Raw genomic sequence first — 25,739 nt, forward strand, 5'->3', positions numbered from 1 at the left:
TCCCCCCTACTGAGCTAGAAAATCTTGAGCGAAACGTTGTAAAACGCCGCCAGCGGAGTACACCTTCACTTCATCTGCAGTATCCAGCCGGCATGTCACGGCCACATCAAGCTTTTCGCCGTTAGCTCGAGTGATCACCAATGCTAGATCGCAACCCGCCTTAATTTCTCCTGCGACATCGTAAGACTCCGTTCCATCAAGCGCTAAGGTCTTTCGGTCTGTTCCAGTTTTAAATTGCAGTGGTAATACACCCATCCCCACTAAGTTGGTACGGTGAATCCGTTCAAAGCCTTCCGCTACAATCGCTTCAACTCCCGCTAAGCGCACACCTTTCGCAGCCCAATCTCGAGACGAGCCTTGCCCATAATCGGCACCTGCAATAATAATCAATGGTTGTTTGCGAGCCATGTAGGTTTCAATCGCCTCCCACATGCGAGTCACCTTGCCTTCTGGCTCTATACGCGCCAATGAACCTTGAACGACAGTTCCCTGCTCTTCCACCATTTCATTAAATAGCTTAGGGTTAGCAAAAGTAGCTCGTTGCGCGGTTAAATGATCACCTCGGTGCGTCGCATACGAGTTGTAGTCTTCTTCAGGTACACCCATAGTGGTTAAATACTCACCCGCGGCACTACTTGCTAAGATGGCATTGGAAGGTGACAGATGGTCAGTGGTAATGTTGTCACCTAAAATTGCCAGCGGCCTCATCGCTTGTAGTGTGCATTTCCGAGCTAACGCCCCTTCCCAATAGGGCGGTCTACGAATATAGGTACTTTGCGCCCGCCAATCGTAAAGAGGACTGCTGGATTTTTCAGCTTCATCCGGTTTAAACATCTGGATATAAACTTGATTAAATTGCTCAGGCTTGACGTGCTGGTTCACCACCGCATCAATTTCTTCGTCGCTTGGCCAAATATCAGCCAGATAGATAGGCTGACCTGATGCATCAAGCCCAAGCGCATCACGCTCAATATCAAATCGAATCGTCCCCGCCAACGCGTAAGCGACAACTAAAGGTGGTGATGCTAAGAACGCTTGTTTCGCATAAGGATGAATGCGCCCATCAAAATTTCGATTTCCAGACAATACTGCTGTCGTGTATAGATCGTTGTCGACTATCTCTTTTTGAATTTTGGGATCCAGTGCGCCACTCATGCCATTACACGTTGTGCAAGCATAGGCCACGATACCAAACCCTAGTTTCTCTAACTCAGGCAGTAACCCGGCGTCTTCTAAGTACAATTTAGCGACTTTGGATCCCGGAGCAAATGAAGATTTCACCCAAGGTTTACGAAGTAACCCTAACTGGTTGGCTTTTTTTGCAATAAGGCCAGCTGCTACCACGTTTCTTGGGTTACTCGTATTCGTGCAAGAAGTAATGGCTGCAATGATGACAGCGCCATCTGGTATTTCGTCAGCGTGTTGTTGCCACTCACCCGCAATACCCTGCAGGGTAAGCTGCGCAGTGGGTAAACGTCGATGCGGATTAGACGGTCCTGCCAATGTACGTTCCACAGCAGACAAATCAAACTCCAACACCCGTTCATAATTAACATTTTCTAGTGTTTTCGCCCATAAACCTGTGTGTTTCGCATACTGTTCAACAAGCTTAACTTGTTCATCATCGCGTCCGGTGAGCTTAAGGTAATTGATAGTTTGTTCATCAATATAGAACATCCCGGCCGATGCCCCATATTCTGGCGTCATATTCGATATGGTTGCTCGATCGCCAATGGTTAAATTTTTAGTTCCTTCTCCAAAAAATTCCAAATAGCTCGACACTACTCGTTGCGCACGAAGAAACTCCGTCAGTGCCAAAACAATGTCCGTCGCGGTGATCCCCGGTTGACGCTCACCAATTAAACGCACGCCGACAATATCGGGTAATCGCATCATTGAAGGGCGGCCAAGCATAACCGTCTCAGCCTCAAGTCCGCCAACACCAATAGCGATGACGCCAAGTGAATCGACATGCGGAGTATGGCTATCGGTACCCACACACGTATCGGGGAATACAACACCCTGCTTAACTTGTACAACAGGGGAAAGCTTCTCTAGATTGATTTGGTGCATAATACCGTTACCAGCAGGCACGACACTGACGTTCTCAAATGCGGTTTTACACCACTCTATAAAATGGAAACGGTCTTCGTTTCTACGCTCTTCGATAGCACGGTTTTTTTCAAAAGCGTCCGCTTCAAAGCCCGCATGCTCCACCGCTAACGAGTGGTCGACAATAAGCTGGGTTTCTACCACTGGATTGACACTAGCAGGATAGCCACCTTGCTTAGCAATGGCATCACGTAGGCCCGCTAAATCAACCAGCGCAGTTTGTCCAAGAATGTCGTGACAAACGACACGCGCCGGATACCAGGGAAAGTCTTTATCTCGACGTCGATAAATAAGCTGGGACAGACAAACTTCTAACTCAGATGGGTCACAACGACGCACCAGATTTTCGGCTAATACCCGTGACGTATACGGGAGCTGCTCGTACGCGCCCGCTTCAATATCATTGACCGCCGAACGCGCGTCATAATAATCCAGCTGCGAATTGGGGAACGACTTGCGATATTGATAGTTAACGGTTGGGTTAGAGTCACTTGTTTGATTAGACATATTCCACATCCTTTGCCTTACCGGTTAATCACGCTCGTCAATAGCGACCCATTCTCTTGCATCAGGTCCTTCATAATCCGCACTTGGTCTAATAATGCGATTATTAGCTCGCTGCTCGTAGACGTGCGCAGCCCAACCAGTTAATCGACTCATAACGAAAATTGGTGTAAACAATTTAGTGGGAATATCCATGAAGTGATAAGCAGAAGCATGGAAGAAGTCAGCGTTACAGAACAAACCTTTCTCACGTTTCATTACCGATTCAACCCGAACTGAAACGTCATAAAGGTATGTATCCCCAACCGCTTCAGATAACGATTCTGACCAACGTTTGATCAATGCATTTCTTGGGTCACTCTCTCGATAAATGGCGTGACCAAAGCCCATAATTTTGTCTTTATTAACCAACATTTGCATGATGTTGGCTTCCGCTTCTTCAGCGCTACGCCAATCTTGGATCATATCCATTGCCGCTTCATTTGCCCCACCGTGCAGTGGACCACGTAAGGTGCCAATTGCAGCTGTGACGCATGAATGAATATCTGAAAGCGTTGACGCACAGACTCTGGCGGCAAACGTAGACGCATTAAATTCATGCTCAGCATATAGGATCAAAGAGCAATGCATGACTTTCTTATGCAGCTCTGAGGGTGCTTTGTCAGTGAGCATTTTAAGAAAGTACCCACCAATACAATCTTCCGTATAGTCTTGGGTGTCAATTCGCACCCCGTCATGGCTATAACGATACCAATAACAAATAATCGCAGGAAATAACGCTAACATTCTTTCTGTCGCAGATTCTTGCTGTGAAAAGTCTAATTCCTGCTCCAAGTTGCCTAGCATAGAGCAACCCGTTCTCATTACATCCATTGGATGAGCGTCGGCGGGAATCAACTCTAGCGCATGCTTCAGAGGTTCTGGCAACCCGCGCAATCCGACTAATATTGTTTTATATTCATCCAGCTCTTTTTGATTCGGCAAGTGACCTCGAAGTAACAGGTGCGCCACTTCTTCAAATTGTGCATTGTTAGCAAGATCGGTAATATCATAGCCTCGATACGTTAACCCCGTTCCCGACTGACCGACGGTACATAACGATGTGGTACCCGCGCTCTGGCCTCTAAGACCTGCTCCACCTAGTGTTGAATTAGGCATATTGAACTCCTTTTCCCGCTCTTGTCCTTTATAGGATCTATTATCACGGCATCATGTTATTGGATTAGTTAATTGTTTTTCTTACCGTTCGTTATTTCACGTATCATTTCTGATCAGCAAACAACTGATCTAGCTTGTCTTCGTAACTGTGATAATTCAAGTGTTCGTACAACTGGGCTCGCGTTTGCATCTCCCCCGTCAACGCCTCTTGATTACCAACATCTAGTAAGTGCTGGTATACGTTTTCCGCCGCTTTGTTCATCGCTCTGAATGCTGAAAGAGGATAAAGCACCATATCAACACCAACACTGGCAAGCTCATCACAACCAAACAGAGGGGTTTGACCAAATTCAGTAATATTGGCAAGGATAGGTACCTCTTTCCCCGTTGCCTTGTTTAACGCCGACTTAAATTGCTGGTAGTGCGCTAATGACGTCATCGCTTCGGGGAAAATCATGTCAGCGCCCGCTTCAACATAAGCAATGGCACGCTGTATCGCTTTATCCATCCCTTCGACTGCTAGAGCATCGGTTCTCGCCATGATGACAAAGCTATCGTTCACTTTGGCGTCCACCGCTGCTTTAATGCGATCAACCATTTCTTGTTGGCTTACCACCGCTTTGTTAGGACGATGTCCACAGCGTTTTTGTGCGACTTGATCCTCAATATGAACGGCAGCCGCGCCCGCTTTTTCTAGTGCTTTAATCGTACGCGCGATATTAAAAGCACCGCCAAATCCAGTATCAATATCAACAAGCAACGGTAAATCACAGGCGTTGGTTATACGTTCTACATCGACTAAGACATCGTTAAGGGTGGTAATACCAAGATCTGGCAAACCATACGACGCATTGGCAATTCCGCCGCCAGAGAGATAGATGGCTTGGTGCCCGACATTTTTTGCCATCATGGCGCAATAAGGGTTTACCGTGCCGACCACTTGCAATGGATTAGCGCTTGTGACAGCGTCACGAAATAATTGACCTGGGGATACTGACATTTTCCTCTCCTTGTCGAGGGTCCTGCTCTAATTGTCTACAATCATGAGCACCGCGATTAATGTTGATTAACTATTTAGATTTTTCTCTATTAAGGCTTTGCTTCTTGATATGTGGCGTCTCATAAGAAGCTCTGCCAATTCTTGGTCCCTATTTTTAATGGCATCCAAAATAAATAAGTGCTCTTTCAAGGCGGCTTCTGGACGAGACTGAGTTCTTGGTGATTGGTAGCGGTACATCCTGAGTAGGTGATATAGCTCATTGCATAATAAGTTCACTAACTGGCTATTTTGACTCGCTTTAATTATCCGATAATGGAAATCAAAATCACCATGTTGATGAAAGTACGATGCTCCGTCGACTTCATCGATATGCTCTGAGTGCCTTGCCAATAACCCTTCCAACTCAATCACTTCTTCATCACTAATATGCTGTGCAGCCAACCTTGCAGCCATCCCTTCTAAAGCTTCACGCACGGAGTAAAGCTCTATTAACTTATCTTGAGACAATGAGATGACCCTAGCACCGACATGCGGAATACGTTCAATAAGTCCAAGTCCTTCTAGTCGCATGATGGCCTCACGCAAGGGACCACGACTCACTTCAAAACGCTTTGCCAATTCGGGTTCAGATATTTTGCTCCCGGATGCAATTCTACCCAGAACGATATCTTCTATAAGACACTCTGTTAAATTCTCTGACTTGGTTGCTTCTTTGGAAGAGACTTCAACGCTCATTACTAGATCTACATTCATCTACGCTATCACCTATTACAAAAGCCAAACTGTTAACAATCTCGCTAAACTCCTGGCTATTTAAGCAACATATCGAGCAAAAATCAATCACACTGTCGACAATGTAGACTAATGTCTAACATTCACCTACTCCGCGAACTTTATGAACAATATTCACCCTATGCTCTTTATTCTCAATATCGACGCTTTATTGATGAGTTTGTAACAAATGCATAACCTTTAACTAACCCAAAGAGGTCCCGTCAGGTGAGCAAATACTGGCAGACAAAAGTCAACATAAGGAACGTGAACATGTTTAAGGCATTAAAACCAACACTCGCAGCGTCAATCGTGGCCGCAACACTGTCATTTAGTAGCTATGCAGCTGATCTTGAAAAAATACATTTCATCATCCCTGGTGGTGCAGGTGGCGGTTGGGATATGACGGCTCGTGGAACTGGTGACGTATTGGTAAAAGCGGATATTGTCGACAATGTTTCTTTTCAAAACCTATCCGGCGGCGGTGGCGGCAAAGCCATTGCTCACTTAATCGAAACCGCTGAACGCCAAGAAGATACGCTGATGGTGAATTCCACCCCTATCGTGGTTCGCTCGTTAACTGGTGTCTTTCCACAATCTTTCCGCGATTTAACGCCTGTCGCGGCAACTATTGCCGATTACGGCGCGATTGTCGCCCCTGCAGACTCGCCATATAACACGTGGGAAGACGTGGTCGCAGACTTCAAAGAAAATCCTAGAAAAGTGAAAATTGCTGGCGGTTCAGCGCGTGGCAGTATGGACCACCTCGTCGTAGCAGCAGCATTTAAAGGCGAAGGTTTTGACCCTAAGAAAGTACGTTACATCGCCTACGATGCTGGCGGTAAAGCGATGGCAGCACTGTTATCTGGTGAAACTCAGCTACTTTCTACTGGCTTAGGCGAAGTATTGGAAATGTCTAAATCAGGCCAAGTGAAAGTGATTGCCGTGACAGCACCAAAGCGTTTAGAAGCCGCACCTGATATCCCAACACTCACCGAATACGGTAACGAAACCGTCTTTGCTAACTGGCGTGGATTCTTTGCAGCCCCTGGAGCTAGCGAAGAAAAAGTAAAAGAGTGGACAGATGCGTTGTCGAAAATGTACACCACCGATGAATGGGCAGTGGTTCGTGACCGTAATGGTTGGATCGACAACTACAAACCTGACCAAGACTTCTATAAATTCCTAGAAGATCAAGAAAAACAAATGGGTACACTGATGACAGAACTTGGTTTCCTTAATAAATAGTCATGACTCTTAGAGCCTATGTCCTGGTAAATCGCTCTCCGGTCTACCGGGTATTAATTTAGTTGAGTAGACCTCTTCTAACCTTTATTTTTGCCGTCCATAAGACACAACAACGAATCCTTCAATTCGTTAGCGTGACTAGCTGTACTCCTTTGTTTATTGGGTATCGCTGACAGAGTCTCTCGTTATGAGTCCTTAGCGAAGTCTTTGTTAACTACCCTCTTCGGTCGAATGCCCATCGACCCCTTATGGATGGCTTTTTTCTTTGCTTCATTTTTGCAGTTTATTTGATTATTCACTGGAGCCAGTTATGTCAAATTTCACCTCAAAGACGTTTACTAAGCAGAATTTACTCTGCCGTGATCGTATAGGTGCGATGATTTTTCTCGTGTTATGCCTTGGGTATGGATACCAAGCATCGCTTATTCCTATGTTTCCCGGAGATGAATACGAACCTTTCACCGCTCGCACCTTACCTACCATACTCACCTTTATTGGTATCGGTTTATCTCTGCTACTGCTTGTCACCGGACAACCCGACGAAAAAAGTGAATCTGACACTAATATGAATTGGCTCCTGCTTGGAGGGTTCATTGTTCTAATGGCGCTATACGGGTTAGGACTGACTTATTTGGGCTTTGTCCTTGCTACCGGTTTTTTTCTGATGTTCGGCTTCTATTTACTGGGTGAACGACGCAAAAAAGTCCTGTTCGGCGCTTCATTTCCATTTGTGATCGCTTTCTATCTCATGTTGACTCAAGGCCTAGATATTTACCTTGAGCCTGGCATTATATTTACTCTTTGGTAGGATCCATTATGTTAGACGGAATTTTACAAGGCTTATCTACGGCCATCATGCCAATGAACATCATGATGGTGATCGTTGGGTGTTTTGTGGGGACTTTTATCGGTATGTTACCGGGATTAGGTCCTATCTCTGCGATTGCCCTAATGATCCCAATCACCTACGGACTCGATCCATCTTCTGGGCTCATTCTTATGGCTGGTGTTTATTACGGGGCGGTTTTTGGCGGTTCAACCTCCTCCATTTTAATTAATGCTCCGGGGTGTTCATCCACCGTGGTTACGGCGTTTGACGGCTATCCAATGGCGCAAAAAGGTCAAGCAGGCAAAGCGCTAGCGCTCGCAGCTTATTCCTCTTTTACCGGCGGAACACTTTCTGCCATTATGCTTTTGATCGCAGCGCCTGCATTAGCCCAAGTCTCTCTTAGTTTCCAATCTTCGGACTATTTTGCTCTCATGCTGCTAGGTCTTTCTGCTGTCGCTGCATTTGCTGGTAAAGGACAAGTCATCAAGGCTTGGATGATGACTATCTTAGGGCTAATGATTTCTACCGTTGGCATTGATAAAGGGGTGGGTGTTGAGCGCTTTACCTTTGGCTTAACTGATCTCATGGATGGTTTTAGCTTTCTTTTGCTGGCTATGGCAACCTTTGCACTAGGTGAAACGTTAATGGGTATTTTAAAGCCCGAACAAGACACCAGAAGTGAAGAGCAAAATCTCATGAGTGACATCGGTAGCATGAAAGTCACCAAAGAAGAGTTTAAAGAGGTGGCTCCTGTCTCCATTCGATCTTCGATTCTTGGTTTCTTCACCGGAGTATTGCCGGGCGCTGGTGCTACTATTGCCGCCTTCTTGTCATATGGTATGGAACGAAACTTAGCTCCGAAAGAAAAGCGCGATGAATTTGGCAAAGGTAGCATCCGAGGGCTCGTGGCGCCAGAATCGGCCAATAACGCAGCATCAAGCGGCTCGTTTGTCCCATTGTTAACACTTGGTATTCCAGGGTCTGGGACCACAGCAATTATGTTAGGTGCACTGATTGCCTATGGTATTCAACCAGGACCTCGCCTGTTCGTTGAACACCCTGACGTATTCTGGTCAGTCATCATTTCTATGTACTTTGGTAACGTCGTACTTGTCATACTGAATCTTCCTTTGATTCCATATATCTCTAAGCTACTCGCGGTACCAAGAACCGTTCTGCTACCCATGATCATCTTTTTCTCAATCACTGGTGTCTATCTAGTTTCATTCAATACCATGGATGTATTTATTATGATCCTTGTGGCGATGGCAGCCATTGCTCTTAGGCTCGCAAAATTTCCACTGGCACCACTACTATTAGGGTTTATATTGGGTGGATTAATGGAAGAGAACCTTCGTCGTGCTTTGATGATCGCTGATGGAGAAATGAGTTTCTTGTGGGATCGTCCTATCACACTCGCCTTTACTTCATTGGCAATCGCGGTATTGATTGGCCCTGCGCTAATTTCAGTAATAAAGAGAGTCTTCTATCATCCGAAAAAGGTAGAATCCTAAAAATCCATGCCTTCCCTGTGGCACTTACCATCCAGGGAAGGCTTAATTCATTGCGCTCGTTTTTTCCCCCTTCGTTCTCGATACTGCAGACGAACGAAGTTACGTGACATAAGCAACCGAACTTGGCTCCTTATAAATACACACAACACCAAGTACATTTTTATCTGTATCTTGATATTGAGCAAACACCTCCCACAGGTTGTTTTTTCTTTGCCCCATAATCGTGACCGACGTCCCTGCTGCGTAAGTCGTACCGTCACTAACTTGCCCACGACCAAACGAGACTTCGTAACTCTGCGCCATGTGCTGTTGAACTTGGGGTCCGTGTACCGTATCCGTTGGTTGAATATGGGTAAAATCCAACCCATCTTTATTTTTCCTAACCGCAAAAGTGCAGCCAGATAGCTGTGTGGTACATAAAAAATTGGAGGTGTTATAGCCATTGACCCTGACAAAAGAGTCCGATGTAAGCTTATCGAATGACGTCACCGGTATGTGTATACAGCTAACCGGTCCTTTTGTACTGCCATAATTCATTGTAGAAAATCGACGACGAATCTCTTTACTCGGCATTCCCTTAATTTTGCCAAATGAGCTATAGCCTGTATCTGATAAATAATACTGAACCGCTTTTACTTTACTCCCTGCGCCAGAGATAGTGATAGGTACACGATTAAGAAATTCTTCTAAATCACTCTGCATCAGGTCGTAAGCATTTTGTAATGACAGTGGCATATTTCTTCCTTTTTAGCCGTACTTTAATTAGTGAGTCACACGTCTAAGTAAAGCATGCTTTATTTAGACCAAAGTATTCGCCATTAAATATGTGATACATTCCCAAATATCAATGAAACAAAATACAACACTTCATAAAAATCATTAATTATCGGCAACTTACACTGATTTAACCTTGCTTTTATTGTGATTACTTATCCTTTTAGTAGATATTCCTCACAATATCCCTTTCATTTTCCTATTTATTTCCTCAGCTGCTAATCTTAGATGATTATCAAGCGCTTAATTCAAGGAAGATAACATGGCCGAACCGTATTTAGCGTCGACCAGTGAGCTCACAGCGAAAGATTACAACAGCAATGAATACTTGGTATCTGAGGCTACCGTTCACGAGCGCTTCTTCGAGCCCTATGAAATAACGTTAGTTTTATATGCAAAGGGGCTTTCGGCAACAGAGCAATTAGGGCAAACGATGACGCTTAATCGGTATACCTTTGAATCTGGGAAGCAAAAGCTCATACGCAGTTTCAATGGATACGTGACAAATATCATCAACAATGGCTACGACGAAGGCAAACAATATGCGTCCTATACCATCACTTTAAGACCTTGGCTATGGCTACTAACGTTCACCCAAAACAGCCGAGTATTTCAAAACCAAAGTACCAAAGACATTGTGTCTTCTATATTTTCTGATGCTGGATTTAGCAGCCTTTATAGTGCGAACTCCCTACCTTCTACAAAAAGAGAGTACTGTATCCAGTACAATGAGTCAGACTACAATTTTATTTGTCGGCTATTAGCTCAAGATGGTATTCAATATTACTTCGAGCACTCTGAATCAAGCCATAAACTTATTCTTCAAGATGCTGAAAAGCCATTTAGCAAAGCAGAGATCCATCAATTTGATATGGCCTCTGAGCCATCTGGAGATTACCCCTTACTTCAATCATGGCAATCAGAGCATCAATTTCACTCAACCAGTATCGAGCTGACTAACTATGACTACAGCCAATCAAAGTTGGTCAGCAGTAAAACGAGTAAAGCCACGAATACCATTGCCAACAATACCAAATTATCATTGAATCAATACGGCAATGATTCAATTACCGGGGACATGACGGATCTCGCAGCCTTGGTAAAAAAACGCGTCGAAGCGATGCAAAGCCATTACCGTCAAATCATTGCCACCAGCGATATTGATGCGTTTTTTATCGGACAGTACTTTTCCCTAGAAAGCCATGCTGACAGCGCCCAACTAGGCGATTATCTGGTTGTCAAACAGTCCATTCATTATCATTCGGGCAACTCAGGACAAGGCGATTGTCAAAGTGAAGTCACCGTGATACCCAATACTACGCCTTACCTACCGTCGCTGATCAAGAAGCCGAGTATTCATGGTTTACAAAGTGCCATTGTTGCAGGCTCGACAGCGGGAGACATCAATCAAGATGAGCAAGGACGCGTTAAAATACTCTTCCAATGGGACACACAAACAAGCGGAGACAGCACGAGCTGTTACGTCCGTGTTGCTCAACTTATGGCTGGAAAAGGGTACGGTAGCCAATTCATTCCTCGTTCAGGGCAAGAAGTATTAGTCAGTTTTATTAATGGCGACCCTGATAGCCCTGTTATTACTGGGTCCGTTTACAACAGCCAGCATAGTCCACCCTACAAAGAAGCCAACGCTACAAAATCTGGGGTAAAGACGATGCTGACAGGTCAAAGTAACGAATGGTACTTTGACGATAAGAAAGACAATGAACTGTTCTATCAACACGCTGCAAAAGACTACACCATCGATGTAGAAAACAATCACACGACAACGGTAAAAGGCGAAGTGGCTTACACCGCTACTAAGCAGGTTACCTATACCGCTCAAGATGCTATGACACTGAATGTGACTAAAACGCTTTGTGCTAAAGGGAAAACCGTCACCATTGAAGGGGAAGACTCACTAGAACTAAAAGTGGGGTCCAGTAAAATCACCATTAGCTCATCCGCCATTAAGATAGAATCAAGTGCCGTGGATATCAAGGCGTCAAATGGTCTCACTTTAAGCGGAATGACCGTAGACGCAAAAGGATCAACATCGGCAAAGTTGTCTGGCGCTTCTGTCACTGTAGATGCTTCGGGGAGCGGAACCATTAAAGGGGCAAGCCTTACGCTAGATGCTCAGACCACATTAACAGCACAAGCGAAACTCTCAGCGGATGTAAAGTCAAACTTAAAAGCCTCCATCAATGGCGCCGTCATGACGGAAGTCAAAGGTGCGATCGTTAAGGTGAATTAGACAATGAATCAAATACTTGAATACAAAAAAATCCCCTACGTCAGTCCCGAACAAATTTTGCCTTTGTTTACTGCTTCAGAAGATCTCCCAACGGTTATCGTAGGAAAAACGACGATCAAAGAAGTCATTAATGAACTCCAAGAGCAAACCTTATATTTTGACCTTGTCCAGTTTCTAGCCCATGCGTTGCCAGTAAGGGAAGCATTACTTTGGGCTTACCTTTGCGTATCTCGCCGTAACAACACTTGGAACCAATCGCAAATGGCCTGCTTATCCGCTTGTAAACAATGGATATTTTCCCCTTCAGAAGAAGGTAGACGGCGTTGCGAACTTTTTGCCAATCGCCTTGAATTGCAATGCGCACCATCTTGGCTCGCACAAGGTATCTTTTGGAATGGGTCTGGGAGCATTGTCTCTCCTGAATTACCCAGTGTCTTGCCCGACCCCAAACTTTACGCCAAAGCATCCTCTGGCGCGATTAACATGGCTGCAGCGCTACCTGAATGGGACGGACAAAAGGAGTATTACCAACAAGCCATCACAATCGCGACGAACATAGCCAACGGAGGCTTAGGAGACGTATGACATTACCAGCCTCGAGAATCACCGATATGCATGTTTGCCCAATGCAAACCCCTGCAGTTCCGCCTATTCCTCACGTTGGTGGCCCTATCATTGGGCCTGGGGTACCCACGGTTCTTATTGGTAACATGCCCGCGTCGGTAATGGGCGACATGTGTACATGCGTCGGCCCACCTGATTCGATAGTAAAAGGCAGCGCAACCGTACTCATCTCAAATCGCCCAGCCGCTCGACTTGGCGACACAACCTCACACGGCGGTACAATTGTTGTGGGAATGCCCACAGTACTAATAGGTGGATAAACCCTTGTTTTTGGTCATGTTATTGACACTTTCCATGTGATACTCCTCTAAAAAAAGCCGTGTAATGGGTGGATATTACAAATTATACTGTTTTTTCGAGACTTTTCTGAAATCACTTCTACTATTAGCTTAATAATGTAATAGCTTTGTTAATACTTTTGATAATAACTACATTAAACAACTCAATCGAAAGTTAAGTAACGATGTTAAAGTGAAACATTGTCAAAGGAATGACATGAATAGTTTTGAGAATCTTATCGCCCCTATTTCTACAGAAGCGCCAACTGGCGGCTATCTTAAGCTAGATCGCACCGAATACCGCGCAATAAGAAACCGCTACAATGCGTCATTGTCTTCTTTCAGACAACTGATCGAAACACCAGAAACTTTTAACGACGCGGATTTAGTCGACGTAAATCGTCACAATTGGTCAACATTCCGAGACACCGTAGAGCAAGCACTTTGCCAAAAGACCAAAGACCTTGAATTATTAAGCTGGTATATCACTACGCTTGCTTTTAGCAATAGTCCACTGCCGGACTTAGCAAACGGATTTCGGCTGTTAGTCGTGTACCTTGATACCTTTTGGGATTCACTCCACCCCACCTTACCCAACAGCAAATCCAACAGCGATACGGATGATAACCAACAAAAAGAACGCGCAGAATTTCGAATAAAACCACTGATGCAATTTGTTGGGGATGCGCCTGACGCTGGCGCTCTCTTCATGCCTGCACAGTTTATTCATCTTGTCGGTAATATTAATTATTCAAACTACCTCCATGCCGAAAATAGTGGAACAGTTGATGCCCTAAAGAAACAGGCCAGTGATCAATTCAATAGCTCTGTGACAGACAATGTACTCGCGCTCGATAGCATTTTATCTGAACTAGTAAAAGTTGAAACCGCACTCAATCGTCGATGTTTAGAAGCTAATATTGCCCCTATTCGTCTCAAGTATGTACACGATATTTTCCAAACTCTACTCCAAGCACTGCGTATTTTGGTTGGCGATAAATACGACCGCTGGCCATTGGACGCAGTCAACTCTGAATCAAAAGATAATCAACCGACAGAAGGTAACGCAGCTTCTATCAAACAAGACTCAACTCTCGGCGCATCACTATTAAATAACACCGTGTCAGAGAGCCTGACTCCAAATGACTCGGTATCAAAAGTGAGTAAGTCAAATACACCAACCTCGCCAATGAACGCGCTCAATACACCTAAGCTCAATTCATGCGAGCAACTCAAAAACCGCGAACAAGCATTCAGACAACTTGGTGAGCTTGCTGAGTACTTTAGACAGACCGAACCTCATAGCCCAACGTCCTATCTATTAGAACGCGCCATACAGTGGGGGCATCTCTCTTTGCCCGAATTGATGAGCGTACTCATGGGCCATGACCCGTCTGCCTTAAACCATATTGATGCTCTGATTGGTGTTAATGACAAGCCAATTAAGTTGACCACCCCTTCAACAAAACGTCAAACCAATAGCGTTGCTGAAGATATGTCATCAACAGCCATAAACGCTAATAGCAATAGCAATAGCAATACCGATGCAGTTGGCTCGGCATCTGCGCACAATGAATCCGAAGAAAATCAAACCAATACTAAATCTGAAATATCAGATTTTAATTGGTAATTGTTTAAAGCGAAACGCTAAGGAGAAAACAAATGGCTTCAATTTTTATGAGAATCGACGGAACAAAACCAAAAGGCGCTGCAACCATTGAGAAAATCGGTGGCAAAGACGGCTTTTTTTCCATTAACAATGTGTCTTGGGGTGCGGTTCGTGGTGTCGGCATTGATGTAGGTAATGCTAACAATGCCGATCAAGGCATGGTAGCACTTGGCGAGATATCCATTGGTCGTGGCTGTGATGGCGCGACACCGTATCTAACTACCTTCCTTTATGCGCCCGGACCAGAAGGGAAAACGATTGAGATCGTTATGACCAAACCAAACCGTGATGGTTCCGGTGCCGATCCCTATTTAATCTTAACCCTCAAAGAAGCTCGGATGTCTAGCTACACCATGACGGGAACAGATGGGTCACTGCCCAATGAAACCTTTGCACTCACCTATACCGAAATCTCTAAAGCGTACTACATCGAAGGTGAAGGCGGGAAGATAGAAAAGGGTCCAGAAGTTGGTTTTGATGCTACCCAAGCGAAAGTCACATCGACCGCAAGCTAATTTAACGAAGGAGAGATGTTGTGGCACTAAATTCTCAGCATAAACGCGTAAGTAAAAACCGCGTAAGTATCACCTATGATGTCGAAACAAATGGTGCAGTTGAAACCAAAGAGCTTCCGTTTGTTGTTGGCGTCATTGGCGACTATTCAGGACATAAAGCCAACAAAGAAGATGTTGAAGATCGCACGTTTTATAACGTAGACAAAGATAACTTCGATAACGTTATGAAGCGCGTTGGACCTGAGCTTTCGATGAAAGTCGATAATGTGCTTGCCGATGACGACAGTCAATTTGAAGCCAGTCTTACCTTCAATTCAATGAAAGATTTTGAGCCTGAAGCCATCATCGACCAAGTTGAACCACTAAAAAAACTGGTTGAAACCCGTAATCAACTTAAAGTCCTGCTCTCAAAAGCCGACCGCTCTCGAGACCTTGAAAAACTGCTTAAGGAAGTTTTGCAAAGCGCCGACACCATTAGTGCACTGTCGGAGGAGCTAGGTATTAAAAAAGAGGGAGAAGAATCATGAGTACTGAAGCAGACGTTCAAGGCCAAAGTGCCACCGAAGAAGGCTCATTGAGTTTTCTCGATCGGGCAATTGAAGCCACAGTGCAAACCCCAGCAGATACCACTAAAGAGCTGTTTTCCGTCTTAGCACAACAAGCCCTTTCTGGAACCGTAACCTGGGATAAGAATCTAACGAAAACCATTGAAAATGCCATTGGTGAAATTGATAAAAAGTTATCAAAGCAGCTGTCGACTGTCATGCAACAAGATGACTTTCAAAAGCTGGAAGGGTCGTGGCGTGGTTTACAAAAGATGGTTAAGGAAAGCGATCTTGGTCGCTCGTTAAAGATCAAGATGGTCGATTTCTCTCAAGAAGAACTACTTGAGCAATTTGAAGACGCACCAGCGATTGATCGCAGCCCACTATTTAACGCTCTATATCAAGGCGAATATGGCACTGCTGGCGGCGAACCATACGGCACCTTTATTGGTGACTATGAGTTTAGCGCTAAAGATGAAGATGTCGCATTGCTTAGGTATATGGGGGAAGTAGCGGCAGCCTGTCACGCGCCTTTCGTCGCCGCGGCTAACGCAAATATGTTCGAGTTCAACAGTTTCTCTACATTTGACGAGGGTAAACCAGTTGCGGCTGGCTTTGATTCTCCTGCCTATGCTGCATGGAACTCATTTAGAGAAAGTGATGATGCTCGTTACGTAACACTCACATTACCAAGAACCCTCGCTCGTCTTCCATATGGGGAAAAAGGTCTCAGCACTAACGTCTTTGCTTACGAAGAGTTGGATACCGATATGGATGGTAACCCAAAACCAGAAAATAATAACGAGCTTGTATGGTCAAACGCCGCTTATGATCTGGGTTTGAAAATGACTCAAGCCTTTACCGCTTATGGTTGGTGTACCGCTATTCGTGGTTTAGATAACGGCGGCAAAGTCGAGAATTTGCCAAACCTTACATACAAAACTGAAGCAGGTGACCTCGTCCAGCAGTGTCCAACAGAAGTTAACTTAACTGACGAACGAGAAAAAGAGCTAAGTGATCTCGGCTTCTTACCGGTGGTTCATTATAAAAACACCAACTACGGCGTGTTTATTGGTGGACAAACGACACAGAAACCTAAGACGTATACCGATCCTGACGCCACAGCCAACGCTGCTATATCCGCTAGACTGCCCTACATTATGGCGAGTGGTCGCATTGCCCATTACTTAAAAGTTATGGGGCGAGACAAGCTTGGATCTAACCTTGAAGCCAACGATGTTCAGCGAGAACTGCAACTTTGGATCGACCAATACACCAACGCTGGTGCTATTGGCAACGATGCAAGAGCAAGAACACCGCTCGCCGAATCTAGAATCCAAGTGGTTGAACAGCCAGGTAAACCAGGTGCTTATTCCGCAATTGCGCATTTGAGACCTTGGCTACAACTTGAAGAGCTCACCACTTCCGTTCGCATGGTTGCGAAAATACCTGGATAGGACAACGTGCCGCAGTGATTTGTTACTGCGGCTCCCTATCTGCTGTAATTGCTGTAGTAGTTGATGACGATGTTTAAATCAGACTGGCAAAATAAGTTTAATGCTTTAAATCATACCGAGCATACGTTTTTACGTGATGCCATATTATTGATCTCCGAATTACTTCCAGACGACGAGGTAAATAATCTGGTTAAAGATCGGTCTATTATATCCGTTATCAGTCAGCTTATTTTAGAACTTGATACCCGCTTGTCTAAACAGCTCGACACTATTTTACATCATTCAGAATTTCAGTCTTTGGAGGCAAACTGGAGACAGATCCAGTACCTTTGCCACCAGCCTGTGAGCCGCCAAAGAACAAAGTTAAAATTGCTCGACATGAATTGGCAAGAAGTCTCTAAGGACCTTAACCAATCCTATTCCATTAAACAAACTCGACTATTCAACGTTATTGGTAACCATGAGTTGAACACACTCGGTGGACAACCATTTGGCTGTATCGCATTTACTGCCCCTATTTCCATTGATTTAAGTATCAATAGTGATTTCGATGACATGTATACACTTGGTCTTATTAGTCAACTTGGCGAACAAACCTTATGCCCTATGTTGAGCTCTCCTGACCGACAGTTTTTCTCAGATATTGGCGCCGATTGGCTCACGAATACAACCCGAATCAAAAAAATACTTCAAAGCACCGACTACCTTGCATGGCAAGAACTTAGAGCGATGCCGAGTGCTCGATTTCTAGGTTTGGCCATGCCAAGTATCAAACTTCGTGAACGCTACACACATCGTCGGGCTGGTTTTCTATACCAGGAAAGTACCGAAACCCTTTGGGGAAATGCGTGCATTGCTTTCCTCGGAATTATCATGAGAGAGCACCATAGAATTGGGTGGTTTGGTTTCCTAAAAGCACGTTGGAATGATAAAGATCAGGGCTCAGTCATTGGTTGGAATGGCGCTGAGAGAACGGAAAGCTATCATGAATGTGACGCCTATTTATTTGGTAAAATAGCGACGTTCTACTCCAATCAAGGGTTTATTCCTCTTGCTCGCAATAACCTCACTGGCAAGCTTTTGTTTAATGGTAATAACTCGGTGTGGGCACCAAGCGACAATGATAACGACAAAGTCTTAGCCCAGTTACAGACAACACTCATGTGTTGCCGCGTCGCTCACTACCTGAAAGTACAAGTAAGAGAGATGATTGGTAGCTTTGCCGACATTCGCGAGTGCGAACAATTTCTGCGCAATTGGATAGAGAAATTCTCAAGTAACGTCAATTACGCTAATGAAGAAACCCTCGCAAAGTACCCCCTAAGCAAAGCTCATGTTTCAATTAATGAGTCCGTCACCAACCCCGGTCATTTTTCTTGTACATTAAAGATCGTTCCTCAATATCAGTTTGATCACTTCAACGGCGAAGTCGTCCTAACAACGGAACTTGGGGAGATGATGAAATGACTTTCTATCAAGCATTTATTAGCCCTACTCATACCAGCAACGACAACGAGTTAGATGATATTCGCTATCATTTGACCAAGTTATTGGAATCCGAAGCGCCTCTTATGGCGATATCAAGTTATTACCAAGAGGTCCGTCGTTCCAACTACGCTTTTGGTATTACTGATGTACAGTTGCTCAACGCCAATCTAGACCAAGCCCAACTGGCCAAACGCTTGGAATCTTGGTTAATCACTTTTGAGCCAAGACTCTCCGATGTAAGTGTTGAGATGGTCGAGCGTCACGAAGGATGCAACGCTATCTTATTCACCATTATTGCCCGTTACGCCAGTAGTAAAGGCAAAAAAACGCTGATCTTTGATTCTAAAATCGCTCTCAGTGATTTCAGTGCTCAACTCTCAGAGGAAGACTATGACTGACCCATTGCTGCGTTATTATGAAAGAGAATTGACCTTTTTGAGGAGAGCATTAGGGCACTATTCCGATGAGCATTCTCAGTTTGCCTCAGCGCTTAACCTTCATCAGGGTCAAATTGAGGATCCCAGTATCGCTCGCCTTTTAGATGGCGTAGCCTTACTTAATGCCAAAACAGAAATGGCGCTAAAAAATCAGATCCCTAGCATTGTCGAAAGTATTATCAATGTCATTTATCCTTCCCTTAACCAAACAACGCCAAGTGTGGGCTACGCAGAGCTTGTCGCTGCCGAACCAATAGCCGAGCTAAGCGAATTACCTAAAGGCAGTCGTCTAGCGTCGACTATAGGTTCACACGAATGTTTATTTCAAACTGTCGACCGCTTACATATCAATCCATTTAATATTGACGATGTCATTGCCTCAACCGCCCCATTCCCAATCAGCAAACCAGAACGAGCCGAACTCGCGAATGGGTTACTACAGATTAAGTTGTCTACTGGCGACGACGATATTTTATTCTCCACGCTACAAAGCCAAGAGCTCGATTTTTTCGTCAAAGGGTTTGCTAATAACGCAGAATCACTCGTCGAAATGCTCCTAGCTAACGGTTTAGCCATCTCTATTTCTGATAGTCAAGGTAATACACTCGCGCAGTTGGAACAAACCGCACTCAGCAATCGAGTTTGCGATCCCTCTTTTCACTTTCTACCGCAAAAAGGCCAGCAATTTGATGGCTACCAAATGATTCGCGAGTTTTTTCTTTTCAAAGAGAAGCGACAATTTTTCCAGTTGGTAGGATTTAAACAAGCCATTAGCACCATCAACGATAGTACTCTCTTCATCAATTTTTTCCTGAGCGATATTCCCGCAGAGTTTCTTCGTTTATTCAATACCGATGTGATTAAACTCAATGTTGTTCCCATCATAAATTTATTCACTCAAACCAGTGAACCTATTGATCTAGATGGGAGAAAGTTAGCCTACCCGATTGCGGCAGACGCATTTGACGACTCACCGATTGATATCATCGACGTGTTATCTGTACGACAAATCACGTCATACGGTGACAAAACTCTAACCCCAATGTTTGGTGAAAAATACCACCAAAAGCGCAGTGATATAAACCAAAGCCCAATGTATTGGGAAGCCAAAAAAGATCTAGATAAACAATACGAATTGGTGGTATCTCATACTCATGACCAAAGCGAAAAAGCAATTCTAGTTGCCAGCTTACTATCAAGTAACGGCAAATTAGCCTGCAGTGTATCTGGTCAATTAGATTCACTTGAAAACATTGATTTGCCGGGGGAGTTAACCTTGCTTTATCCCCCTTCCGCCCCCGTTGAAATGGAAGCCAATGACGATAATCTAAGTCAAGTCATCGCGTTGCTATGTTGTAACTTTAACTCGCTACTTCGTAGTGAAGATCCAACTAAGCAAATAAAAGATATGTTTAAACTTTTCTCTAGCGACACAACGGATTTGGACGAAATCAACAGCATTCATAACATCGCTTTCAAAACTCAAGTTTCCACCCTTCGGGTTCACAACAAAAATATTTTTGTTCCCGGGACTGAAATTTATCTTGAGCTAAATACCGACATGCCGCATCACGCTTTTACGCTCGTTCTTAACGAATTCTTCAAACAGTTTTGTAGCTTTGACCGCTATATTCAATTGCACGTTAGTCAGTACGGTAAACAGCACCGTGGAATAACCTTTCCAAAAGCGCATGGGGGTCAGTTATGTCTTTGAGCAAAAGTACTAACAACAATAGTCAAAAGAACATGACCGTAAAGCGAGTCATTTCGATGGCATCAATCACTCCATCAACAAACCGTGCGCTTATGCCTCCTGCCTCGTCATTGCCACGACATCAATTAGTTGATGCGCTGTACCGTGCTCCAGATACCTTTGACTTTACCCAAGCTGTTAGGTTACTGAATGCGGTCAACTCCCATTCATCGGGAAAAAATCGGTTATCCATTCATTATAAAGCGGCACCAATGCCCGATGGTGATAATCATGAAATTCATGCAGTCAACGCTGACTTTACTGGTATTCAACTGACTCTCGCGATGTCCGCCCTTTCAGGTGTAAAAGGGGTGATTCCTGACTATATCTACGAGGAGCTGTTGACCTCAATACATCAGGAAGAAAATGGACTACAAGCGTTTTTAGATATTTTTAATCACCGTTTTTTCGAGATTACATACACCTTACGCACTCAACGTTGGCTATTGTTACAACACGAACACGATAACCATGTTTACGACCGTCTAGCGAAAATATCTGGCTTACCCAGCCATGCCAAATCCCTGTTTCGTTACACCCTGCTATTCGGTCAAAACTCACGTAATGTGACAATACTTAAACAAATATTGAATGACTATTTTGAACTAAGAATTCACGTTGACGTCGTGCATTCAGAAAAGAGAAAGCTACCCATTAATGCTCAATCAACTATTGCTAAGTCTGCCCATCTAAGAAACAACAATGCGTTAGGAGAAGGCCTACTACTCGGCAGTCAATGTGAAGTGCCCAATAGCGGTATCCAGGTTTATATCGAGCCAGAAAACCGGATACAAGTAAAACAATTACGCTCCGATCACCACTTAGCCAATTCGGTTAAAGATATCGTACGGCACTACCTCAAGGACGATACCCCCGTCATGGTGTACTTGTTGATTCTACGCCGATATTTAGGCTCACCCATTCTCAGTCATCATGATCACAATGCTGCAAGGTTAGGAGAAGTGGATTGCCTTGCTCCCGAGCGCTATCCAGACAAGAAAGTCAAAATACGGCTGAGATAGAAGTGGTTATCGGTGGAGCAGTAACATCTGCATCCACGATGTAAGCACGAAGAAACACTGAAACAACTATTTGTTATTGAAACGAACCATTGATTTATTATTGAAACGAACCATTTTTACATCCGCAAGAGTAATGGAACACAAGGAAGGATTCATGGCGCAAGTAACGTTAACTAACTTAATAAGTAAGCTATCACCGGAACTCAAACAAGCCCTTGAGATTTCAGCTGGCGCTGCAATGAACCAAGGCGTTCCCGCAATTGAGATAGAGCACTGGCTATTACAGTTAATTTCTCAAAAAGATGACGGCTTAACTCAATTATGGCGCTCACAAAATATAGATGTGGAGAAAGTGGTCAATGAGCTCACCACTAAAGTAGGACGATTGCCAAAGGGCAATGAGGGGCAACCGACGCTAAGTCCGCAATTAACAGAGCTGATTAAAGATGCTTGGATGATCGCGTCTGTCAATTTTGGGCAAGGGCAAATCATCAGCTTACACCTTATACAAAGTTTACTGCAGCAAAACGTCATGGGCATGTCCACCCTCACTCTGGCGAGTTTAAGTGAGGTTTCTTCACAAGCACTGCAAGGACTCATCACTAAAACTAAAGTATCGAAAGAAGCAGGCTCCGTCCCTGGTCAAGCATCATCAGATTCAGGTGACGCATTGTCCAAGTATACAATCAACCTCACCCAGCAAGCACTCGATGGCAAAATTGATCCGATTTCCGGGCGAAATAGTGAAGTTCGCAAAGCTATCGATATCCTATGTCGAAAGCGACAGAATAATCCAATTTTCGTTGGTGAGCCGGGCGTTGGTAAAACGGCGGTGGTAGAAGGTCTAGCGTTGCGTATTGCAGCCGGCGATGTCCCTTCCGCGATTCAAGGCGTTCAGCTTCATTCTCTCGATTTAGGCTTGCTACAAGCAGGGGCGAGCGTTAAAGGTGAATTTGAGAATCGACTCAAAGACGTGATCAACGAAGTCAAAAATTCTGAAACTCCGATTATCGTCTTTATTGATGAAGCGCATACCCTTATTGGTGCGGGCGGTGCCGCAGGTCAAAACGATGCGGCAAATTTACTCAAACCCGCACTTGCCAGAGGAGAGTTTAAAACCCTCGCGGCAACCACATGGGCAGAGTATAAAAAGTACTTTGAAAAAGACCCAGCCCTCACCCGCCGATTCCAGCTTGTAACGGTTGAAGAGCCAAGCGCTGAGGATGCCATTCAAATGTTACGTGGGGTTGCGGATTCACTGCAGTCACATCACGGGGCTTTTATCACCGAGTCAGCAATTGAGGCATCGGTCAACCTGTCTGTTCGTTACCTTCCTTCTCGTCAATTACCCGACAAAGCCATTAGCTTATTAGACACCGCCAGTGCACGTATTGCACTGACACAAGGCGCAAAGCCGGAACTTATTGAATCGCTAGAACAACGTATCCGATACAAAAAAAACGAACTGGTTGCGCGACAAAAAGAACAAGATTTGTTTGGTGGCGATTCAAAAGAAATCGCATCATTACTGACCTCAATTAACGCGGATGAAGCGCAGTTAACAAGCCTTAACAGCCAGTGGTTAAAAGAAGTAGACCTGGTTGACCAAATCAAAGCGCTACAAACTCAAATTGGGCATTGGGGCAAGTATGTCAATGACGAAACTAGCAATGTTCAATCAAGCGATGATGAACTGAGTGATACTCAAACAGACATCAGCGCAGAAGATGGCAATAGCAACGACCTCGCAACGTTACAACACGATCTCTCTGCACTACGCGAGAACTTATCAACATTGCAAGGAGAAACCCCACTTGTTCAAGCACTAGTAGATGCCAATACCATCGCTGAAATCATTGGCAGCTGGACGGGTATTCCCGTCGGCACCATGCTCAGTGACGAAATAGAAAAACTACTAAGTTTAGAATCGCAATTGGATCAACGAGTCATTGGGCAAAACGTGGCCAAACAAGAGCTAGCAAAATCAATTCGGATCTCTAGAGCCGGTCTGACTGATAATCGTAAACCTATTGGCGTGTTTCTTATGTGTGGACCAAGTGGTGTAGGTAAAACTGAGACCGCCATGGCCCTTGCTGAGCAACTTTACGGTGGCACAAACGATCTGACCGTGATCAACATGACTGAGTTCAAAGAAGAACACAAGATTTCTATGCTGCTTGGAAGCCCAGCCGGATACGTAGGCTTCGGTGAAGGCGGCGTATTAACCGAGGCTATTCGTCGAAACCCCTACTCCGTATTACTGCTAGATGAAATGGAAAAAGCCCATCCCGGTGTGCATGACCTTTTCTACCAAATTTTTGATAAAGGGAGTATTAAAGATAGCGAAGGACGAACGGTAGACTTTAAAAACACCATTATCATAATGACCTCTAACGCTGCAGACCAAGCGATTTGTGACGCCTGTGATGACAGCGAAGAGACGCTAGATAACGCCGTGCTATTGGAAACAATCCGTCCAGAACTGCAGCGGTTTTTCAAACCCGCTTTCCTAGGTCGTACTACGATTGTTCCCTATTACCCACTCAGCGACAACGAACTGGCGAAAATCACTGAAATTGCTCTTAATCGAATTAAGAAGAAACTCGCCGAGCAATATCAAGCAACCTTTCACTGGGATGAGAGTTTCGTTGATTATGTCATCAACAAAAACAGCGATCCAACCACGGGAGGACGAGCCGTAGAACAAATTATTAACCGCTCTCTCATGCCTAAGCTCGCAGAGGAATGCATATTACGCTTGAGTCGAAGCGAAACCATCAATCATGTGGAAGTTACAGGTATATCAGGAAGTAACTTCGAGCTAAGCATCTCGTAGGCTTAGCTCAATTCATGCGCGGCATGGATGTTGAGAACATAATAGATGTTGAGATCATAATAGATGTTGAAGTCATAATGGGTGTTGAGATCGCAATGGTGCGGTTAGCGCAAAAAGAATAAAGCGTGACACCCTCCTATTCAACAAACAAGTCAACAAGGATTTCCCTTAAGGAAGTAAGGATTAACATGGCGTTTACAAGGAAGATAGATGTTGTTCAACACAATTAGGCCATCTCTCAATGACATCACATTTGCATGCTTGATGGCGTTGTTTATCAGCCTATTTACCATATCTTCGGGCTATGCCAAGACCATAGGTCCATCTCGATTGATGCTAACAACCCAAGACTGGGCCCCTTATCAGTTTCACCAAAATACTGAAATGAAAGGGCTAGCAATTGATACCGTAAAATGCGCACTTGGCTCGATAAGTCAGCCCTATCAATTAACGATGACCAATTGGTCTGAAGCACAACTTCGGGTACAAAGCGGTGCGCAACATGGTTTTTTTCTTGCTAGCGAGAGCCAAGAGCGCAATGAATATGCAACGTTATCTGCGCCCATCGCGAAACAAACAATCAATTGGTACTTTGGCTCAGGCGTTAAGCCAACGATCAACGAATTGTCAAAGCTCAATTTGAAGTTTTCTGCAAAATTTGGCTCAAACAAATGGTTTTGGCTTAAAAGACATGGATTTAACGTCATTAAGCAGCCAAGAGATGCTACAGTTTTATTAACACTATTGAAACGTCGAGAGATTGATATTGTCCTCGAAGATCAGCGGGTTTTTGACAATGCGCTAGAAAGTGCCGGACTAGCAAAAGACTACTTTCGTTCGAAGCACATGGAAACTAAGCAAATGGGCGTGTATTTTTCGAATCAATTTTTAAATGAGTATTCCGGTTTTCTAGACAGTTTTAACTCCGCCGTTAAGAAATGTAAGGGCTAA

The 25,739-nt window shown here is 44.4% G+C and carries 21 protein-coding genes; 16 read left to right on the forward strand and 5 right to left on the reverse strand.

What is annotated here, in order from left to right; genetic code table 11:
- Positions 1-6: 6 nt before the first annotated feature.
- From acnD to MD535_RS00830, 4 genes are all read right to left on the reverse strand, one after another.
- Positions 7-2,619, reverse strand: coding sequence for a Fe/S-dependent 2-methylisocitrate dehydratase AcnD (gene acnD, locus MD535_RS00815; RefSeq protein WP_265672988.1), 2,613 nt, complete (start codon positions 2,617-2,619; stop codon positions 7-9).
- Positions 2,620-2,643: 24 nt separating this feature from the next.
- Positions 2,644-3,774 carry a bifunctional 2-methylcitrate synthase/citrate synthase gene (prpC, locus tag MD535_RS00820; RefSeq protein ID WP_265672989.1) on the reverse strand — a complete coding sequence of 377 codons (1,131 nt, stop codon included), beginning with the start codon at positions 3,772-3,774 and terminating at the stop codon, positions 2,644-2,646.
- A 103-nt stretch (positions 3,775-3,877) separates the two neighbouring features.
- Positions 3,878-4,774, reverse strand: a complete 897-nt coding sequence (gene prpB / locus MD535_RS00825; protein ID WP_265672990.1) for a methylisocitrate lyase — start codon at positions 4,772-4,774, stop codon at positions 3,878-3,880.
- A gap of 66 nt (positions 4,775-4,840) precedes the next feature.
- Positions 4,841-5,527: a GntR family transcriptional regulator gene (locus MD535_RS00830; protein WP_265672991.1), complete on the reverse strand. Its 687-nt coding sequence runs from the start codon at positions 5,525-5,527 to the stop codon at positions 4,841-4,843.
- 291 nt (positions 5,528-5,818) lie between these two features.
- Between MD535_RS00830 and MD535_RS00835 the strand changes: the two genes are divergently transcribed.
- From MD535_RS00835 to MD535_RS00845, 3 genes are all read left to right on the forward strand, one after another.
- Complete coding sequence (locus tag MD535_RS00835; protein WP_265672992.1) at positions 5,819-6,793, forward strand: tripartite tricarboxylate transporter substrate binding protein; 975 nt, start codon at positions 5,819-5,821, stop codon at positions 6,791-6,793.
- A 310-nt stretch (positions 6,794-7,103) separates the two neighbouring features.
- Entirely contained in the window at positions 7,104-7,601 is a 498-nt protein-coding gene (locus tag MD535_RS00840; RefSeq protein ID WP_265672993.1) for a tripartite tricarboxylate transporter TctB family protein, read from the forward strand.
- Positions 7,602-7,609: 8 nt separating this feature from the next.
- A complete protein-coding gene (locus MD535_RS00845; RefSeq protein WP_265672994.1) occupies positions 7,610-9,136 on the forward strand; it encodes a tripartite tricarboxylate transporter permease in 1,527 nt (508 codons plus the stop codon).
- 99 nt (positions 9,137-9,235) lie between these two features.
- On the opposite strand, the gene MD535_RS00850 is transcribed toward MD535_RS00845, so the two are convergent.
- Positions 9,236-9,871: a hypothetical protein gene (locus tag MD535_RS00850; protein ID WP_265672995.1), complete on the reverse strand. Its 636-nt coding sequence runs from the start codon at positions 9,869-9,871 to the stop codon at positions 9,236-9,238.
- 301 nt (positions 9,872-10,172) lie between these two features.
- On the opposite strand from MD535_RS00850, the gene MD535_RS00855 reads away from it, so the two are divergent.
- The 13 genes from MD535_RS00855 to MD535_RS00915 all read left to right on the forward strand — a co-directional run bounded on the left by MD535_RS00855 (position 10,173) and on the right by MD535_RS00915 (position 25,739).
- A complete protein-coding gene (locus MD535_RS00855) occupies positions 10,173-12,164 on the forward strand; it encodes a type VI secretion system Vgr family protein (protein WP_265672996.1) in 1,992 nt (663 codons plus the stop codon).
- Positions 12,165-12,167: 3 nt separating this feature from the next.
- On the forward strand, positions 12,168-12,749 hold the full coding sequence (locus MD535_RS00860; RefSeq protein ID WP_265672997.1) for a DUF6931 family protein: 582 nt from the start codon (positions 12,168-12,170) through the stop codon (positions 12,747-12,749).
- The gene (locus MD535_RS00865) at positions 12,746-13,048 is read left to right on the forward strand and encodes a PAAR domain-containing protein (protein ID WP_265672998.1); all 303 of its coding nucleotides are present in this window, start codon (positions 12,746-12,748) and stop codon (positions 13,046-13,048) included. The genes MD535_RS00860 and MD535_RS00865 overlap by 4 nt, the downstream gene beginning before the upstream one ends.
- 235 nt (positions 13,049-13,283) lie before the next feature.
- Positions 13,284-14,696: a type VI secretion system protein TssA gene (locus tag MD535_RS00870; protein WP_265672999.1), complete on the forward strand. Its 1,413-nt coding sequence runs from the start codon at positions 13,284-13,286 to the stop codon at positions 14,694-14,696.
- 32 nt (positions 14,697-14,728) lie between these two features.
- Positions 14,729-15,250, forward strand: a complete 522-nt coding sequence (locus MD535_RS00875; RefSeq protein WP_265673000.1) for a type VI secretion system tube protein Hcp — start codon at positions 14,729-14,731, stop codon at positions 15,248-15,250.
- A gap of 20 nt (positions 15,251-15,270) precedes the next feature.
- On the forward strand, positions 15,271-15,777 hold the full coding sequence (gene tssB / locus MD535_RS00880; RefSeq protein ID WP_265673002.1) for a type VI secretion system contractile sheath small subunit: 507 nt from the start codon (positions 15,271-15,273) through the stop codon (positions 15,775-15,777).
- The gene (tssC, locus tag MD535_RS00885) at positions 15,774-17,252 is read left to right on the forward strand and encodes a type VI secretion system contractile sheath large subunit (protein WP_265673003.1); all 1,479 of its coding nucleotides are present in this window, start codon (positions 15,774-15,776) and stop codon (positions 17,250-17,252) included. The genes tssB and tssC overlap by 4 nt, the downstream gene beginning before the upstream one ends.
- Positions 17,253-17,312: 60 nt before the next feature.
- Entirely contained in the window at positions 17,313-18,719 is a 1,407-nt protein-coding gene (locus tag MD535_RS00890) for a type VI secretion system contractile sheath domain-containing protein (RefSeq protein WP_265673004.1), read from the forward strand.
- Positions 18,716-19,138, forward strand: a complete 423-nt coding sequence (locus MD535_RS00895) for a GPW/gp25 family protein (RefSeq protein WP_265673005.1) — start codon at positions 18,716-18,718, stop codon at positions 19,136-19,138. The genes MD535_RS00890 and MD535_RS00895 overlap by 4 nt, the downstream gene beginning before the upstream one ends.
- Positions 19,131-20,891: a type VI secretion system baseplate subunit TssF gene (gene tssF, locus MD535_RS00900; protein ID WP_265673006.1), complete on the forward strand. Its 1,761-nt coding sequence runs from the start codon at positions 19,131-19,133 to the stop codon at positions 20,889-20,891. Before MD535_RS00895 ends, tssF begins: the two co-directional genes overlap by 8 nt.
- The gene (locus MD535_RS00905) at positions 20,882-21,952 is read left to right on the forward strand and encodes a type VI secretion system baseplate subunit TssG (RefSeq protein WP_265673008.1); all 1,071 of its coding nucleotides are present in this window, start codon (positions 20,882-20,884) and stop codon (positions 21,950-21,952) included. Before tssF ends, MD535_RS00905 begins: the two co-directional genes overlap by 10 nt.
- Before the next feature lie 154 nt (positions 21,953-22,106).
- Positions 22,107-24,788, forward strand: coding sequence for a type VI secretion system ATPase TssH (tssH, locus tag MD535_RS00910; protein ID WP_265673009.1), 2,682 nt, complete (start codon positions 22,107-22,109; stop codon positions 24,786-24,788).
- A gap of 210 nt (positions 24,789-24,998) precedes the next feature.
- Positions 24,999-25,739, forward strand: coding sequence for a type 2 periplasmic-binding domain-containing protein (locus tag MD535_RS00915; RefSeq protein ID WP_390902872.1), 741 nt, complete (start codon positions 24,999-25,001; stop codon positions 25,737-25,739).

The sequence above is a fragment of the Vibrio qingdaonensis genome (genome assembly GCF_026191675.1).
GTDB classification, from domain to species: domain Bacteria; phylum Pseudomonadota; class Gammaproteobacteria; order Enterobacterales; family Vibrionaceae; genus Vibrio; species Vibrio qingdaonensis.